Source organism: Stenotrophomonas sp. SMYL11, from assembly GCF_036320005.1.
In the GTDB taxonomy this organism is placed as follows: Bacteria; Pseudomonadota; Gammaproteobacteria; order Xanthomonadales; family Xanthomonadaceae; genus Stenotrophomonas; species Stenotrophomonas maltophilia_A.
Genome location: NZ_JAWIRS010000001.1, coordinates 323,144 through 339,064, shown reverse-complemented (window position 1 = coordinate 339,064; position 15,921 = coordinate 323,144). Strand labels below are relative to the sequence as shown.

General features: G+C 66.5%; 11 protein-coding genes. 5 read left to right on the top strand and 6 right to left on the bottom strand.

Going from position 1 to position 15,921, the window contains the following annotated elements; all coding sequences use genetic code 11:
• Positions 1 to 78: 78 nt before the first annotated feature.
• Positions 79 to 930, bottom strand: a complete 852-nt coding sequence (locus tag V3B46_RS01550; protein ID WP_329890936.1) for a LysR family transcriptional regulator — start codon at positions 928 to 930, stop codon at positions 79 to 81.
• 160 nt (positions 931 to 1,090) lie between these two features.
• Between V3B46_RS01550 and V3B46_RS01545 the strand changes: the two genes are divergently transcribed.
• Complete coding sequence (locus V3B46_RS01545; protein ID WP_136638070.1) at positions 1,091 to 1,444, top strand: SMR family transporter; 354 nt, start codon at positions 1,091 to 1,093, stop codon at positions 1,442 to 1,444.
• Positions 1,444 to 1,767: a DMT family transporter gene (locus V3B46_RS01540; protein ID WP_110712584.1), complete on the top strand. Its 324-nt coding sequence runs from the start codon at positions 1,444 to 1,446 to the stop codon at positions 1,765 to 1,767. Before V3B46_RS01545 ends, V3B46_RS01540 begins: the two co-directional genes overlap by 1 nt.
• A 181-nt stretch (positions 1,768 to 1,948) precedes the next feature.
• Here the strand turns inward: V3B46_RS01540 and V3B46_RS01535 are convergent, their stop codons facing one another.
• From V3B46_RS01535 to V3B46_RS01525, 3 genes are all read right to left on the bottom strand, one after another.
• Positions 1,949 to 4,897 (bottom strand): TonB-dependent receptor, encoded by a 2,949-nt coding sequence (locus V3B46_RS01535; RefSeq protein WP_329890935.1) that lies wholly within the window; start codon positions 4,895 to 4,897, stop codon positions 1,949 to 1,951.
• 69 nt (positions 4,898 to 4,966) lie between these two features.
• Entirely contained in the window at positions 4,967 to 5,911 is a 945-nt protein-coding gene (locus V3B46_RS01530) for a FecR family protein (protein WP_154263771.1), read from the bottom strand.
• A complete protein-coding gene (locus tag V3B46_RS01525; RefSeq protein ID WP_329890934.1) occupies positions 5,908 to 6,426 on the bottom strand; it encodes a sigma-70 family RNA polymerase sigma factor in 519 nt (172 codons plus the stop codon). Before V3B46_RS01525 ends, V3B46_RS01530 begins: the two co-directional genes overlap by 4 nt.
• Before the next feature lie 150 nt (positions 6,427 to 6,576).
• On the opposite strand from V3B46_RS01525, the gene V3B46_RS01520 reads away from it, so the two are divergent.
• Positions 6,577 to 6,957 carry a VOC family protein gene (locus V3B46_RS01520; RefSeq protein ID WP_154263769.1) on the top strand — a complete coding sequence of 127 codons (381 nt, stop codon included), beginning with the start codon at positions 6,577 to 6,579 and terminating at the stop codon, positions 6,955 to 6,957.
• A 195-nt stretch (positions 6,958 to 7,152) separates the two neighbouring features.
• Positions 7,153 to 9,132: a choline BCCT transporter BetT gene (gene betT / locus V3B46_RS01515; RefSeq protein ID WP_154352740.1), complete on the top strand. Its 1,980-nt coding sequence runs from the start codon at positions 7,153 to 7,155 to the stop codon at positions 9,130 to 9,132.
• Positions 9,133 to 9,298: 166 nt separating this feature from the next.
• Here the strand turns inward: betT and V3B46_RS01510 are convergent, their stop codons facing one another.
• Together V3B46_RS01510 and V3B46_RS01505 are read right to left on the bottom strand one after the other, a co-directional pair.
• The gene (locus tag V3B46_RS01510; protein ID WP_329890933.1) at positions 9,299 to 11,926 is read right to left on the bottom strand and encodes a TonB-dependent receptor; all 2,628 of its coding nucleotides are present in this window, start codon (positions 11,924 to 11,926) and stop codon (positions 9,299 to 9,301) included.
• A 185-nt stretch (positions 11,927 to 12,111) separates the two neighbouring features.
• Positions 12,112 to 13,089, bottom strand: coding sequence for a zinc-binding dehydrogenase (locus tag V3B46_RS01505; RefSeq protein ID WP_329890932.1), 978 nt, complete (start codon positions 13,087 to 13,089; stop codon positions 12,112 to 12,114).
• A gap of 432 nt (positions 13,090 to 13,521) precedes the next feature.
• Between V3B46_RS01505 and V3B46_RS01500 the strand changes: the two genes are divergently transcribed.
• On the top strand, positions 13,522 to 15,885 hold the full coding sequence (locus tag V3B46_RS01500) for a ribonucleoside-diphosphate reductase subunit alpha (RefSeq protein WP_329890931.1): 2,364 nt from the start codon (positions 13,522 to 13,524) through the stop codon (positions 15,883 to 15,885).
• Positions 15,886 to 15,921: the final 36 nt, after the last annotated feature.

Sequence of the window (15,921 nt, the reverse complement as noted above, 5' to 3'; positions counted from 1 at the left end):
CAACCTCAAAACGGGCAGGGCGGGCAACAAGTGTTTTTGGCCAAACACGACTTGATCCCCTCCGTCCCCTTTTTCGGTTCACCCCAATGCGTCGGCCCACCAGAGTGCGGCTGGGCCTGGCGGCGCATCGCGGCGCCACAACAGGTCGCTGTGTATGCGCCGTGGCCAGCCGGGCAGTACCAGTTCCACCAGTTGCCCGCGGTCGTAGCGCTGCACCAGTGCCCGTGGCAGTTCGGCCCAGCCGATGCCGTCCTCGGCCATCTCCATCACCATCAGGTAGTCGGTGGCGGTCCAGGCCAGGCCAGTGACCACGCGGGATTGATCGACTTCCGCGCTCAGGCGTACCTGTCTATGCCGCGCCAGCTGTGCGGCGGCGCGACTCCCGGCACTGGCCAGCGGGTGTTCGCGCGCCACGTACACCGACAGTTCGCTGTGGTGCGCCAGCGGCCGTGCCACCAGTCCGTCCGGATAGTGCTCCTGCCGTGGCAGCAGACCGAGCGCGGCGCGACCACTGCCGACAAGCTCCAGTACGTCCTCGCCCTCGGCATCCAGCCATTCCAGTTCGATCTCCGGGTACGTCTCGGCGAAGCGCTGCAGAATCCGTTGCTCGGGATCGAGCTGGTAGACATCGGAAAACACCACGGTCAGCCGCGATTCGACCGGTGCGGCCAGGCGCACGCTCAGCTGCTGCAGGCGGGCATCGGCCGCGAGGATCTCCTGCGCGTGGCCCAGCACTTGGCGCCCGGCCTCGGTCAGCTGCGGGTAGCGCCCGCTGCGGTCGAACAGGCTCACGCCCAGGTCGGCTTCCAGGTGGGCGATGGCGGTGCTGACCGTCGACTGGGTCTTGCGCAGGCGTCGCGCTGCCGCCGAGAACGAGCCCAGCGCTGCGGCTTCCACGAAGGCCTGCAGGGATTCAGGGGAGTGGGGCATTGATCCATCGCTCCTGTCGATGGAATCCATTTTGATACCACCGTAAAAGGCGATGATACTGGCTTCCGTCGCCCCCGTCTGCGGGGCGTTCCGGACCCTCCACGCTCGGCGTGGATCCATTGATGAGGCGGCGTGGTCCCCGCACTGCAAGGAGCTTCACATGTCCCGTACTGTTCCGGCCCGTGGCGCGCTGGTCGCCTGGGCCTGCCTGACCGTGGCGATCATCGCCGAAGTGGTCGGCACCTCGTTCATGGCCCATGCCGCCCGCGATGGCGGCTGGACCGGTTACCTGATCATGGCCGGCGCGCTGGCGCTGTCCTACTTCTTCCTGGCGCAGTCGGTGCGCCGCATCGCCGTGGGCGTGGCCTATGCGGTCTGGGAAGGCCTCGGCCTGACCCTGCTCACTGTGGTCGGCCTCACCGTCTTCGGTGAAAGCCTGTCGCTGCAGCAGCTGGCCGGCCTGGTGCTGGCAGTGGTCGGCATCGTCTGCGTCACCCTCGGGGAGGCGCACTGATGAATACCTTGGCGTTGTTTTTCGTGATCTGTTCGGCCTTGATCGACGTCGCCGCCAACATGATGGTGGCCAAGTCGGAAGGTTTCCGCCGCTGGCGCTGGGGCGTCGGCGCGATCGTCATGGTCTGGATCGCCTTTGCCCTGCTGGGCCAGGCCGTGCGTTACATGGATCTGGCCACCGCCTATGCGATGTGGGGTGCGATCGGCGTGATCGGCACCGCCACCTGCGGCCGCCTGTTGTTCGGCAACCGCCTGCGCCCGATCGGCTGGGTCGGCATCGGTCTGGTCACTGTTGCGGTGCTGCTGCTGAGTACTGCGAAGTAGCGCGTCGCTGTGCCAACCAAGGTTGGCACCTACCAGTGCTTGGTTGCTGTGCGAACCAAGGTTGGCGCCTACCAGTGCTGAGTCGCTGTGCCAACCAAGGTTGGCATCTACCAGGGCGTGAGCCGCCGCAAGCAAGCGCCCCGGGGATGATCTGCCCGGGGCGTTGCTGTTTCTGCAGCACTCAGAAGCGTGCGGTGAAGTTCAGCCGCGTGGTGCGGCCCGGGCCCGGCATGAGGCTCATCGCCAGCGTGTCCATGTAGTACGTGTTGCGCAGGTTGCTGACCACCAGCTCCACTTCGCTGCGCGGGGTGAACTGCCAGCGTGCGTAGAAGTCATAGATCGCGGTCGGCAGGTAGATGTTCTGCAGGCCGGTCGAGCCGGTGGTGTTCCAGGGCTTGTCCAGTTCGTGGGTGGGGCCGCTGTTGTAGGTGCGGCGGATGCCGGTATCCAGCCGTTTGTCGAACAGGCGGAAGCCCAGCGTGCTGTGGATCGAGTACTTCGGTGGGTTCTGCGCGTTGACGAACGAGGTGCCGAAGCCGCCGTCCACGCAGTCCGGGGTGGTGTCCAGCTTGCTCCACTTCGCATACGGGCCTTCGCGCAGGCGCTTGGCGGTGGCCGCATCGCAGGTGCGCGCGCGCTGGTAGTAGCTGGCCGACAGGTCCAGGTAGGCGATGCCGGCGTCATAGCCGGACTGCAGCTCGTAGCCGGACACCGTGTAGTTGTCGACGTTGTCGACGTAGAACGCCCAGTTGCTGGAATCGAAGCGGCGGGTGATCGCGTTGTCGATATCGTTCTTGAACCAGGCCACCTTGAACGCCAGGCGGTCACCGTCGCGCCACAGGTCCTGCTTGAGCAGGCTGAAGCCGATGTCCCACGAGCGGTTCTTCTCCGGCTTCAGGTCAGCCACCGGCGCCGAGGTGCTGTTGCCCAGCGTCGACTCGAACAGGCTGGGCATCTTCCAGCCCTGCGCGTATTTCACGTAGAAGAACATGTCGTCGTCGAGGTTGAAGCGTGCTTCGGCATAGGGCGCGAAGCCGTGGCCCGAGCGCCGGATTGCCGGCTTGTAACCCCAGGCGGTGGGAATCTGCTTGGTATAGAAGCCGTTGGCACCGCGCGGATCAGGAATGAAGCCGTCGAAATCGTAGGCCTGGCCCAGCGTGCTGTCGCCATAGGGCGTGGCGCGCAGCGAGTCGTAGGTGTAGTTGCCCTGGGCATCCGGGTACCACTCCTTGTACCAGTCCGGCAGCAGCTGGCCGCCCTTGCTCAGGCGCGCGAAGGTGTAGCGCAGGTCGCGCGATTCGCTGACGAAGGCCACGCGGTTGCGGTCGCGGGTGCGGTAGTCGGTGAAGCGGCCGCCTGCAGTCAGCGACAGCCAGTCCCACGGCTGCCATTGCAGCGAGGCGACGACGCTGGCCTCGCGGCGCGTGCCCGAGCGCAGGTAGCGGTTGTTGTTGAAATCCACCGGCAGCACCGGTGAGTTGGGCGCCGTGTCCTCGTGCTGGAAGGACGCGCCATAGCGCAGCGTCCAGTCGCCCAGAGCATTGCTGAAGCGCGTGGTGTTGCTGCTGTCCACGCCCCAGCGCCGGGTCTTCACGTCCGACTGCAGGCCCGGGCCATAGGTTTCACCCAGCGTGTCCGGCATCTGGTCGTTGGGCACGTCCTTGAACAGCGGCGTGTTGGCGATGTTGCTGTTGAACATGCGGCTGGTGGCGGTGGTGAACCACAGCGTGCTGCTCAGATCCAGCCACGGATGCACCTCGGGCCGGTAGCGATGGCGCAGCGAGGTGGCGTTGACCCGCATTTTCCCCGGCTCGAACTGGAACATGGTGTTGGCCTTGTCCACGTAGGTCACCCATTCGTTGGACTCGCCCACGCGGCCGATCGCCGACGGCATGATCTCGCCGAAACTCGAATTGAAGTAGCGGTGGCTCAGCTCCAGGCGTTGGTCCGGGTTGGGCGTCCAGGTGAATTTCAGCAATGCCGATTCGTTGTCGGTATGGGTGTTCAGTACCTCATCGCCTGGGTGGAACAGTTTCGAAACGGCCTGGCTGGACATGCCGGTGCCGCCGCTGGACAGGTGCTGGTTGTCATAGCGATGCGCACCGTTGCTGCCGGCGAAGAAGTTGCCCTGGCGGCGCCGCGCATAGGCCGCGACCAGTTGCCAGTCTTCGCCACGCTGGGCGAAGGCCACGCTGCCATTCCAGTCGCGCGGGTCGCGCAGGCTGTTGCGGTTGTCGCTGCCACGCGCGATCTGCTTGAAGGTGCGGGTGCGATCGATGCTGTTGTCGGCCACGCCGCCGCGTACGCGCAGGCCCCAGGTCTGTCCATCATCGAGGATGTCATCGACCTTCAACGTTTCCATGTAGACCACGCCGCCGATCGCGCTGGCGGCATTGGCGGCCAAGCTCGGTCCCTTCTCGATGCTGATCGCGCTGATCAGGTCCGGGTCGAGATAACTGCGCTGTTGCACACCGGCATAGCCGCGGTACACGTCGATGGCCTGCTGGCCACCGTCGATGATCACCGGCACCCGGTTCTGGCCCTGCAGGCCGCGGATGTTGACGTCCAGCGCACCGCCGTTGCGAACGTCAGCGGTGTGCACGCCCACCGCACCGCCCAGCACGTCGCCGATCGACTGGCCGCGGAAGCGTTCCAGCTGCTGGCGGTCCAGGTGCACGCGCGAGCCGCTGTCACGGTAGACCGCGTCCGCATCGGCAAGCCCCCACGGTGAAGCGCCTTCGCCGGCCTGGCCAGCCACGCGCAGGGTGCCGATCTGGCGTACCCCGGCTTCAGCGGTGGGTGCCGCCTGCAGCACCACGCCGCTGGCAACACGCTGGAAGGCCAGGCCGGTGCCGGCCAGCAGCTGCGCCAATGCGGCGTCAGTACCGAGCGTGGCCTGCACACCGCTGCTGTGGCGGCCGCGGGTCAGGCGCGCATCTGCGGCGATCGGCAGGCCGGACTGCTGGCCGAATGCTGTCAGCGCCTGGTCGAGCGGGCCTGCTGGAATCTGCCAGCGCACCGTCGTTGCGGTGTTCTGCGCAAAGGCGGTGGCGGGGAGCAGGCAGGGACTGGCCAGGGCGAGGCACAGCGCAATGGCCAGGGGGCGAGGGGAGGGGCAGGGCAGTTTCATGGGGGCGGCAACATCCGCAATGGGTTCCCTTGTAGGGCCCGGTGAGCGCGCAGAAAGGGAACCGCGAGTTCAAAGCGGACGCACGACGGTCCACCACGGCCAGCGCTGCTCGATGCGGATCGGCAGGGCGCGGGCCAGCAGCTGCAGAGCCTGCAGGCTGTCCAGGCGCGGTAGTACGGCAGTGACATTCAATGCGGCGAGCGCCGGATCACAACCGAGATAGCCCTGATGATGACGGGCCAGCTCATCGATGATCCGTATCAAAGGGGTGTCCTGCACGTGCAGGCGTCCCTCCTGCCAGTCACCGCGCAACGGATCCGCAGCCACCGGGGAGAGTCCACCCATCGGGCCGATTCGTGCCGCCCCGCCTGAGGGTACGTCCAGGGCCGCGCCGAACAGCGGCAGGCAGCGCACCACGCCCTCGAACACATCCAGGCGACTGCCCTGCGCCTCGCGGCCGACCGCGAAACGGGTGCCGATCGGCTGCAGGCGTGCGCCCGGCACGTGCACGGTCAAGGGCAGGCCGGCATGGGCGGGGTGGTGGCCGGTCTGCAGCAGCAGTTCGCCGCGAAGTAGATGCAGGGTGCGGCGGCCGTTTCCGATGTCGATCGTGACTTCGCTGTCTGCGTTGAGCCACAACTGGCTGCCATCCATCAGCGTCCAGTGCCCGGTATGTCCGGCAGCGGTGCGCTGTGTCTGCAGGCCGCGTTGTTCGCGCAGCCCGTGCAGGCCGAGCACGGAGACCGCACCGATGCCGAGGGCGCCACCGAGACTGCGAAGCGCGCGACGGCGGCGACGGCCGGCAGCATCGAGCGCCGTTGCTGCCGCCGGTGCAGAGAGGGGAGCGAACGATTGCCAGACCGTCTCGACCCGGCGCCACGCGTCGGCGTGGCCGGCATCGGCCTGCAGCCAGGCGTGCCAGCGCTGCTGGTCGCCGTCGCTCCAGCCCTGCTGGCGCAGCGCGAACCATTCGGCGGCTTGCTCCAGCGCCGGGCTGGCCAGTGCCGCACTCATGCCGCCGCGTCGCCGGACAGGCGCAGGCAATGCAGCATCGCCTGCGCCATGTACTTCTTGACCATGCGCTCGGACACGCCCAGCTGTTGGCCGATCTCCACGTAGCCCAGGCCAGACAGCCGCGCCAGCAGGAAGGCACGCCGTGGCCGCTCGGCCAGGCCAGCCAGCATGTCGGCGATGGCATGCAGCAGCTGTAACGCCTGTGTGCGCTCCTCCGCGGAGGGATGCACCGGCTCCGGTTGTGCGGCCAGTGCGGCCAGGTAGGCGCGCTCCAGGTCCGCGCGCTGCCAGTGGTTGACCAGCAGCGCATGGGCGATGGTGCTGAGATAGGCGCGTGGCAGGCGCAGCTCGGAGGGATCGACGCGACGGCTGAGCAGGCGCAGGAACGTATCCTGGGTCAGGTCGGCGGCGCACTCGGCGTTGTGGGTGCGGCGACGCAGCCAGCCCAGCAGCCAGCCATGGTGTTCGCGGTAGAACCCCGCCAGCGCGGCGCTGGAGGCGGCGGGCACGGCCATCGGCATCGATCATTAATGAGAATGATTCCCATTATAGAGTGATCGAGCGGCGCACGACAAACCCTGCGCACGCAGCAGCAGGCCGAAGGCGTGCATTTGCGATGCCCGCCGCGCTCGCCGACACTGCGGTTTTCCACAAGGAGTGCCCGCATGTTCAGCCACATCACCGTTGGAACGAACGACATGGACGTCGCGCACCGCTTCTACGATGCCCTGTTCACTGCATTGGGCGCCCGTCCGGGTGTCTTCGATGACAAAGGGCGGCTGGTGTACTTCAAGGATGGCCGCATGTTCATCGTCACTGCACCGATCGATGGTCAGCCCGCATGCCATGCCAACGGCGGCACGATTGGTTTCACCCTCGACAGCGCCGAGGCCGTGCGCGTCTGGCAGGATGCGGGCGTGGCCCATGGCGGCACTGCCATCGAAGACCCGGCCGGCATCCGCACTATGGCCGGGCGTCAGCTGTTCCTGGCCTACCTGCGCGACCCGGATGGCAACAAGCTGTGTGCGGTGCATGTGATGTCGTGATTGGACAGTAAGCGCGTGGCCGCGTCGCACGCGGTCCGCGCTTGGCTGCGCTTGCAGGCACGCACCGGCGCGCGCGTGATAACACGGATTGGCGGGCCGGGCCTGTGACCACGGGCCGCAACTTCATGCTCTGTCCACTGCGGTTCAGCCAGAATCGGTCGGCTAACCCTTTGATCTACCGGAGAACGCCGCCCCATGGAAGCATTGGAGCCGCAACAATCCCCGGTGCGCACCCTTCGACCTGTGTTCGCCTTCGCGGCGATCGTTGTCGTGGCGTTCGCGCTGTTCGTCAGCCTGTTCCCGCTCGGTGCGGGCCGCCTTCTGGTCAAGGCGCAGGACTGGGCCGCACTCAATGTCGGCTGGTACTACCTGCTGGCGATGACCCTCTACCTGGTGTTCGTAGTCGGCGTGGCGCTGTCCAAGTACGGTGGCATCAAGCTCGGTGCCGACCATGACGAGCCGGAGTTCAGCTATCTCTCCTGGGCCGGCATGCTGTTCGCCGCCGGCATCAGCATCACCCTGTTCTTCTTCTGCGTCTCCGAACCGCTGACCCATTACCTGCAGCCGCCGCAGGGCGATCCGGCGGCCGGTGAAGCCGGTGCGCGTCAGGCCATGCAGCTGCTGTTCCTGCACTGGGGCCTGCATGGCTGGGGCGTGTTCGCGCTGGCGGCGATGGCGATGGCTTACTTCGCCTATCGCCACAACCTGCCGCTGGCGCTGCGTTCGGCCCTCTACCCGCTGATCGGCAAGCGCATCAATGGACCGATCGGCTACACCGTGGACGCGCTGGGCATTGTCGCCACCGTGTTCGGCATCGGCGCCGACATGGGCTTCGGCGTGCTGCACCTCAACGCTGGCCTGACGCACCTGTTCAACATCCCGCACTCCAACCTGGTGCAGATCATCCTGGTGGTCAGCATGATGGGCGCGGCGGTGGCCGTGGCCGTTTCAGGCGTGGAGAAGGGCGTGCGCTGGATGGCCAACATCAACATGCTGCTGGCGATCGCGCTGGTGCTGTTCATGCTGTGCGCCGGCCCCACCCAGTACCTGCTCAGCACGCTGATGCAGAACCTGGGCGACTACCTCGGCAGCGTGGTCGGCAAGAGTTTCGATGTGTACGCCTATGGCGGCCGACCGGAATGGCTGGGCGGCTGGACGGTGTTCTACTGGGCCTGGTGGATCGGCTGGGCGCCGTTCGTCGGCCTGTTCATCGCGCGCATCTCGCGTGGCCGCACCATCCGTGAATTCGTGTTCGGCGTGCTGCTGATCCCGCTGGGTTTCACCCTGGCGTGGCTGTCGATCTTCGGCAACAGTGCACTGGACCAGGTGCTGCACCATGGCCAGCAGCAACTGGCGCAACTGGCGGTGGATGATCCACCCACTGTGCTGTACGCGCTGCTGGACGGCTACCCGTGGAGCAAGGCAGTGATCGCGGTGACGGTGTTCGTCAGTTTCATTTTCTTCGTGACATCGGCTGACTCCGGCGCGGTGGTGCTGTCCACGTTGTCCTCGCATGGCGGGGCGCCGGAGGATGATGGTCCGCGCTGGCTGCGGGTGTTCTGGGGCACGGTGATCGCGGTGCTGACCGCCGGGTTGCTGCTGGCCGGCAGCATCGATGCGCTGAAATCGGCGGTGGTTCTGGCGTCGCTGCCGTTCTCGGCGGTGTTGTTGCTGATGATGTGGGGCCTGACCCGCGCCTTCAGTGACGAATCGCACCGCAAGCGCGCGCTGCAGTACCGGCCGTCGCCGCTGATCGGTGACGACCGCCACCACCAGGGCTGGCGCCAGCGCCTGAGCCAGGCCATGCACTTCCCGGTGCGCGACCAGGTCTACCGCTTCATGGACGACACCGTGAAGCCAGCGATGGAGGCGGTGGCCGAGCAGCTGCGCGGGCAGGGCTGGGATGTAGCCACCCGCTTCGAGGCCGGCGACATGGAGCTGACGGTGAATCACGGCGAGCAGCAGGACTTCCTGTACCGGGTGATCCTCAGCGGCTACCTGACCCCGTCGTTCGCCGCGCAGCAGCTGCGCAACCAGCGTTATTACCGCGCCGAAGTGCACCTGTTCGAAGGCAGTCAGGATTACGACCTGGTGGGGTACAGCCGCAAGCAGATCATCAACGACATCATCAGCCAGTACGAACGGCACCTGCAGTTCCTGCACCTGAGCCGGTGATGCACGACCGCTTCGATGGGTGATGAATGCCTGGATGGGTAGAGTCGACTGTTAGTCGACTGCTCCTGCTTGCGGACATCGAAAGGCCCGCGCTTCGCGCGCGAGTCGACTGACAGTCGACTCTACCGGGAGAGGGGCGGCGCATCACCGCCGCCCCGTTGCCGCATCAGAACCGGTAGCGCGCCCCCAGCGAGACGAACTGCCCGCGCAGGTTGTACTGGCTGATGTCAAAACCATTGGAACCACCGGCCGGGTCGAACGGTGGGTCCTTGTCGGTCAGGTTCAGCACCGACAGCGACAGCGTGGTGTTGGCAATGCCCTCGTACGCCACGTACAGGTCCAGCTGGTGATACGGCTTGATGCGGTCGCGCAGCCCCGGGTTGCTGGTGGCCGTCGCCACGCGCTGGTCGTAGCCGCTCACGTACTGCAGGCTCAGCGTACTGCTCCAGTCGCCCACCGCCCAGTTCAGCGAGGTGGTGCCGCGCGTACGCGGCAATGCGCCGTGGCGATTGTTGCCGGCGCCCTCATACGGGGCCTGGCCGGCCACCAGTGGCTGCTTGAAGCTGAGCAGGTGGGTCCAGCTGCCGGCCACGGTGAAGTTGCCCCAACCGTCGGTGCGGAAGGTACGGCTGGCGTCCAGGTCCAGCCCCGAGGTGGTCAGCTCGCCCTGATTGGCGTACTGGTTGGTGATGAACTGGACGCGCCCTTGTGAATCACGCTGCACGCGACCAGGGAACAGCGTCGGGTTGTCGACGATGAACTGCGCACTGTCCGGCTTGACCAGGTTGTCCTGCTCGATGCGGTACCAGTCCAGGCCGATGCTGGTAGCGCCATCCGGCGACCACACCGCGCCCACGTTGAAATTGCGCGAGCGTTCGGCCTTCAGGTCCGGGTTGCCGGTGCGGATGTTGGTCACGCCACGGCTGCCGCCGGGCTGCAGCGGATCCAGCGGATCGATCACCGAGCCATAGCTGACGGTCTGGCCCGGCGCGATCTCCGGCAGCGACGGCGCGCGGAAACCGCGCGAGAACGAGCCGCGCAGCAGCAGGCTGTCCAGCGGCTGCCAACGCAGCGCCACCTTCGGCGAGAACGCCTTGCCGAAGTCATCGTAGTGGTCGCCACGGCCGGCCACCTGCAGTTCCAGCGTGCGATGCAGCGGTACGCTCAGTTCGGCGTAGGCGGCGCTGACCTCGCGCTCGCCGTTGACCACGTTGATGGCCGGGCGCAGTTCGGTGCCCGACAGCACCTGTGCACTGGTACGCGCGTCCAGTGATTCCTTGCGGAACTCGGCGCCCCAGGCGAAGCCGACCGCACCGGCCGGCAGCTCCCACAGCGAGGTCGACGCCTTCACGTTCAATGCGTGCAGCTTGTACCAGCCCGGGCGCTTGGTCTGCAGGCGCAGGGCATCCAGCGCGCCCGGCGTGCTGGACGGGTTGAGGAAGTTGTAGCTGCCGTCGCGCAGGATCTGTTCGAACGCATAGCGGTTGACGAAGTTGTCGACGTACTCGCGCTGCGCGCTCTGCGAGGTCAGCGCTGCGACTTCCCAGTCCCAGCGCTCGCCACTGCCGCGCACGCCGGCCAGTGCACGGTAGAACACCTGGGTGTTGTCCTTCAGGCGCGGGCCGAGGTCGAAGAAGGTGTACTCGAACGGCAGCGGCGTGCTGCCCGGATTGTTGGGATGGCCGACCGGCAGCACCGCCGGCACGTCGATCAGCGTGCCGGTAGCCGGGTTGTACGCGCGCAGGCCGGGGCCGACGGTCAGCGGCGCACTGAAGATCTGGTCGGCCTTGTTGTGGCTGTACAGCACATCGGCGAACGCCTCGACGCTGTCATTGAAGCGGTAGGTCGCGCTCAGCGAGGCCTGCAGGCGCTCGGCACCGGGCTGCAGGGTCTTGAACGGCTGCGCGTTGAAGGCGCAGGCCTGGCCGGGCAGGGTACTGCCGAAGTCGCTGTACGGGCGCAGCTGGCTGCCGTCGGGGCAGTTGGCGAACGGTTGCGGCGCGCGCGGGTTGGACAGCCAGTTGCCACCGGCGGTGGACCGGCCGGCCAGGCGTCCGCCGGGCTTGTCGCGGAAATCGCCGCTGCGGGTATAGGCGCGCTGGTCGGCGTCGAGGCGATCACGCTTGAGCAGGTCCAGCCCGAACAGCACGTTCCAGCCCTGCTGTTCCAGGTCGCCGAAGCCGGCCAGCAGGTTGGCCTTGCGTTCGTCCAGGCCGCCTTGGGTGGCGGTGCCGAAGCCGCCGCCGACTTCCACGCCCTGGAAGTTCTTGCGCAGGATGATGTTGATGACGCCAGCGATGGCGTCGGAGCCGTATACCGCCGAGGCGCCATCCTTCAGCACTTCGATGCGCTCGACCGCACTGATCGGCAGGGCGTTGAGGTCGACGAAAGTGTCCTGCGTGTTGAGCGCGAAGCCAAAGTTGGACACGCGGTAGCCGTTGACCAGCACCAGCGTGTTCTTCGGCGACAGGCCGCGCAGGCCGATTGATGCAGAACCGGCGGCGAAGCTGCCGGTATACTGCTCGTCGAAGCTGTTGCCGGCATTGGCCGACAGGTTGCGCAGCACATCGGTAAGGGTGGAACGACCGGTCTGTTCGATCTGTTCGCGGCTGACGATCTGCACCGGATTCGGCCCGGCGGTATCGCTGCGCTTGATGTTGGAGCCGGTCACCAGCACGGTGCCGAGGGTGGTGCTGTCCTTGCCGGTGTCGGCGGTTTCAGCGGCGCCGGCAGCGCCGGCGGTGAGGCCCAGCGCGATCGCGCCGGCAAGCAGGTTCAGGGTGGTGCGGTACATGGAAGCGACAACGCCGAACGGGGGAGGGGCCGTCAGTACCGCACGCAGCCACCTGCGCCTTCCAATGACGAAAGCGCATTCAGTTATACATCACAGGTTCTTAACGAAAGTCTGCAGCCTCCGTGGGGCGGCCTGTGCTCCGGTGGTTGCGGACCGTTGGTCCGCACCCACCGGCTGTCCGGCCATCAAGGCCGCAGCAGCACCTTGCCATTGCGGCCTGAACCGGCACCGGCCTTCGCCGCCTTGGCGATGTCGTCCAGTGCGAAGACCTGCTCCACCGGCAGCGTCAGCTCGCCACTGGCCGCGCGCTTGAGCAGCTCGCCAACCAGCCGGCGCTTGTCCTCCACCGCCATCGCCTGGCTGACCTTGCTGCCCCAGAAGCCCTTCACCGTGGCTTCCTTGTAGATCAGGCCGCCGGCGGGAATGCGCATGGGTTCGCCGCTCATCACACCGAACGAGACCAGCGTGCCGTGGTGGCCGAGCAGGTCGACCAGATCACCGCTGGCGTCGCCACCAATGGAATCCACCGCGGCCGCCGCCTGCGCTTCGCCGGTCGCTGCACGCACACGATCCTTCCAGCCGTCCATCGAGGTGTCGAACACATGATCGATGCCCAGCGCCTGCAACTGTGCGACCGCATCGGCATTGCGCACCAGGTTGGCCACATGCACGCCACGCGCCCGCGCCAGCATCGCCAGCGATTTGCCCACCGCGCCGTTGGCGGTGTTCTGCACGATCCACTGGCCCGCCTCGACGTGCAGGAATTCCAGCAGCATCAGCGCGCTCAGCGGCATCGCGATCAGCTGTGCGGCCATTTCGTCGGGGATCGCCTCTGGCATCGGAATCACCATGCGTGCCGGTGCGATGAAGGCCTCTGCCCAGGTGCCGTGCACCGAGGCGGCGGCAACCCGCTGGCCGATCTGCAGGCCGTCGACGCCGTCGCCAAGTGCATCGACCACGCCCAGTGCTTCACTGCCACCGATCGCCGGCAGCGTCGGCTTGTAGCCGTAGAGGCCGCGCACGGTCAGCAGGTCGTGGTTGTGGATCGAGGCCAGCACGGTGCGGATGCGCACCTCGCCGGGGCCGGGCTCGGGCAGGGCGGCATCGGCAATGGCAAGGACGTCGGCCGGGTCGCCGAAGGAGGGGTACTGGGCAGCGCGCATGGGCGGTGTTCCGGGGAAAGTTGACGTTGTACCGAACTGGGGACGCAGGCATTGTCGACAAGGCGCCGCAGGTGCAACACGGCATCCTGCGACTGATCGTCGCGACATGTGTTGATTACCGCATCTTGTGTTGACGGGCTGAAATATCCCCACTATGTTGTGTCCGTCACTCCCGGTCAGCCGCCGCCGCCGGACATGCAGCAAACGTCCCGCGGCCCGCCCCTGAAGGCTTGCCGTGTCGACGCGGCCGCCACCGTGCGGACGCAGGTCGCCCCCCACGGCCCGGATACCGGCCGCAGGCGCAGGCAGATGCCGACGACCTACGTTCCCGTGCCTTGGCAATCCACCCGTTCGCCCCGTGCGCCGGTATCGCGTGCAGGGCCGCCATGGCATCGACCGCCAACGCGCGTACGAGCCTGGAGTTCCACCACCATGACCGACAGTACCTTCCGCGTGGCCGATCTGGCCGGCGCTGGCGACGCCTTGCGCGCCGGTGGCGAGCGCGTGCCGACCTGGATCACCAAGGAGGCCGGCAACCGTCGCCTGCCGTTCGAGGCCGAGCGCCTGCAGCGCAGCATCGACGCCGTGCATGCCGAGTTCCCGCAGCTGGATGTGAGCGACTACCGCCGCGTGGTGCAGGCGATGGTCGAGCGCAAGCCCAGCATCAGCGCCGATGACCTGGTCGATCTGCTGATCCGCGAGGCTGAGTCGCGGGTGGACCTGGTCGCACCCGAGTGGGAACAGTTTGCAGCGCGCATCTACCTGCGCCGCCTGTACAAGCGCGCCAGCCGCAACCGCTTCTACGACGTTGGACTGAAGTACGGCTCGTATGTGGGCCTGCAGGAAAGCCTGGCCGACCGCGGCATCTACAGCAATGACATCCTGCGCTGCTATTCCAAGGAAGAGCTGCAGCAGGCCGGCGAGATGATCGACCCGGAACGCGACCGCCTGTTCGCCTACAACGGCCTGTACCTGCTGGCCACGCGCTACCTGGCCAGCGACCGCAGCCGCGAGGTCTATGAACTGCCGCAGGAGCGCTGGCTGACCATCGCGTTGTACCTGATGCAGGAGGAAAAGCCGCGCGAGCGGCGCATGCAGCTGGTCGGAGAGGCGTACTGGGCGCTGTCCAACCTGTACATGACGGTGGCCACACCGACCCTGGCCAATGCCGGCAAGGTGGGGGGGCAGTTGTCCAGCTGCTTCATCGACACGGTGGACGACAGCCTGCAGGGCATCTATGACTCCAACACCGATATCGCCCGCGTGTCCAAGCACGGCGGTGGTGTGGGTGCCTATCTGGGCTATGTGCGCAGTAGTGGCGCACCGATCCGTGGCGTGGCCAATTCCTCCGGCGGCGTGGTTCCATGGATCAAGCAGCTCAACAACACGGCGGTGTCGGTCGACCAGCTCGGCCAGCGCAAGGGTGCGGTGGCGGTGTACCTGGACATCTGGCACCGCGATATCGAAGCCTTCATGGACTTGCGCCTCAACAACGGCGACCAGCGCCTGCGCGCGCACGATGTGTTCACCTCGGTCTGCGTGCCCGACCTGTTCATGGAAGCAGTCGAGCGTCGCGCCGACTGGTACCTGTTCGATCCGCACGAGGTGAAGCAGGCCAAGGGCTGGTACCTGCAGGACTTCTACGACGAGAAGCGTGGTTCGGGCAGCTTCCGTGAACGCTACGCCGAGCTGGTGGCCGACGAGCGCATCAGCCGCCGCACGGTGAAGGCCATCGATCTGTTCAAGCGGATCATGCTCAGCCAGCTGGAGACCGGCAACCCGTTCCTGTTCTACCGCGACGAGGTCAACCGCCGGAACCCGAACAAGCACGCGGGCATGATCTATTCCAGCAACCTGTGCACCGAGATCCTGCAGAACATGAGCCCGACGCGGATGATCCAGGAGATCGTCAGCGGCGACCAGATCGTCACGACGCGTCGTGCCGGTGACTTCGTGGTCTGCAACCTGTCTTCGATCAACCTCGGCCGTGCGATCAGTGCACCGGATGACCTGTTGGCCACCGACGTGCTGGAACGCCTGATCCCGATTCAGGTGCGCATGCTCGACAACGTGATCGACCTCAACGCACTGCCGGTGCCGCAGGCCACGATCACCAACCGCAAGTACCGCGCCATCGGCCTGGGTACGTTCGGCTGGCACCACCTGCTGGCGCAGCAGTCGATCCAGTGGGAGTCGCAGGATGCTGAAGAGCTGGCCGACCGCCTGTACGAGCGCATCAACTTCCTGACCATCCAGGCCAGCGCGCAGCTGGCGAAGGAGAAGGGCAGCTACCCGATGTTCGCCGGCAGCGATTGGCACAACGGACGCTACTTCAGTGACCGCGACTACAGCGGCGCGGCCTGGGACAGCCTCGCCCGCGAGGTCGCCACGCACGGCCTGCGCAACGGCTGGCTGTTGGCGGTGGCGCCGAACATGAGTACCGCGCAGATCGCCGGTTCCACCGCCTCCATCGACCCGATCTACAGCGCGTTCTACTACGAGGAGAAAAAGGATTTCCGGCGTCCGGTGGCTGCACCGGGCCTGTCGCTGGAAACCTGGCCGTACTACGAGAAAGGGGCTTACAAGGTCGATCAGTTCGCCAGCGTGCGCCAGAACGCGCGCCGCCAGCGCCACGTCGACCAGTCGATCAGGCTCAACCTGTACGTGCCCAGCACCATCCGCGCCAGCACCCTGCTGGAGCTGCACCTGAGCGCCTGGCGCGGAGGCCTGAAGACCACCTACTACGTGCGCTCCAACGACATCGACATCAGCGAATGCGAGTGGTGCTCCAGCTGATCACAGCTGACCCACGGTAGCAACCCCGCGATCCAG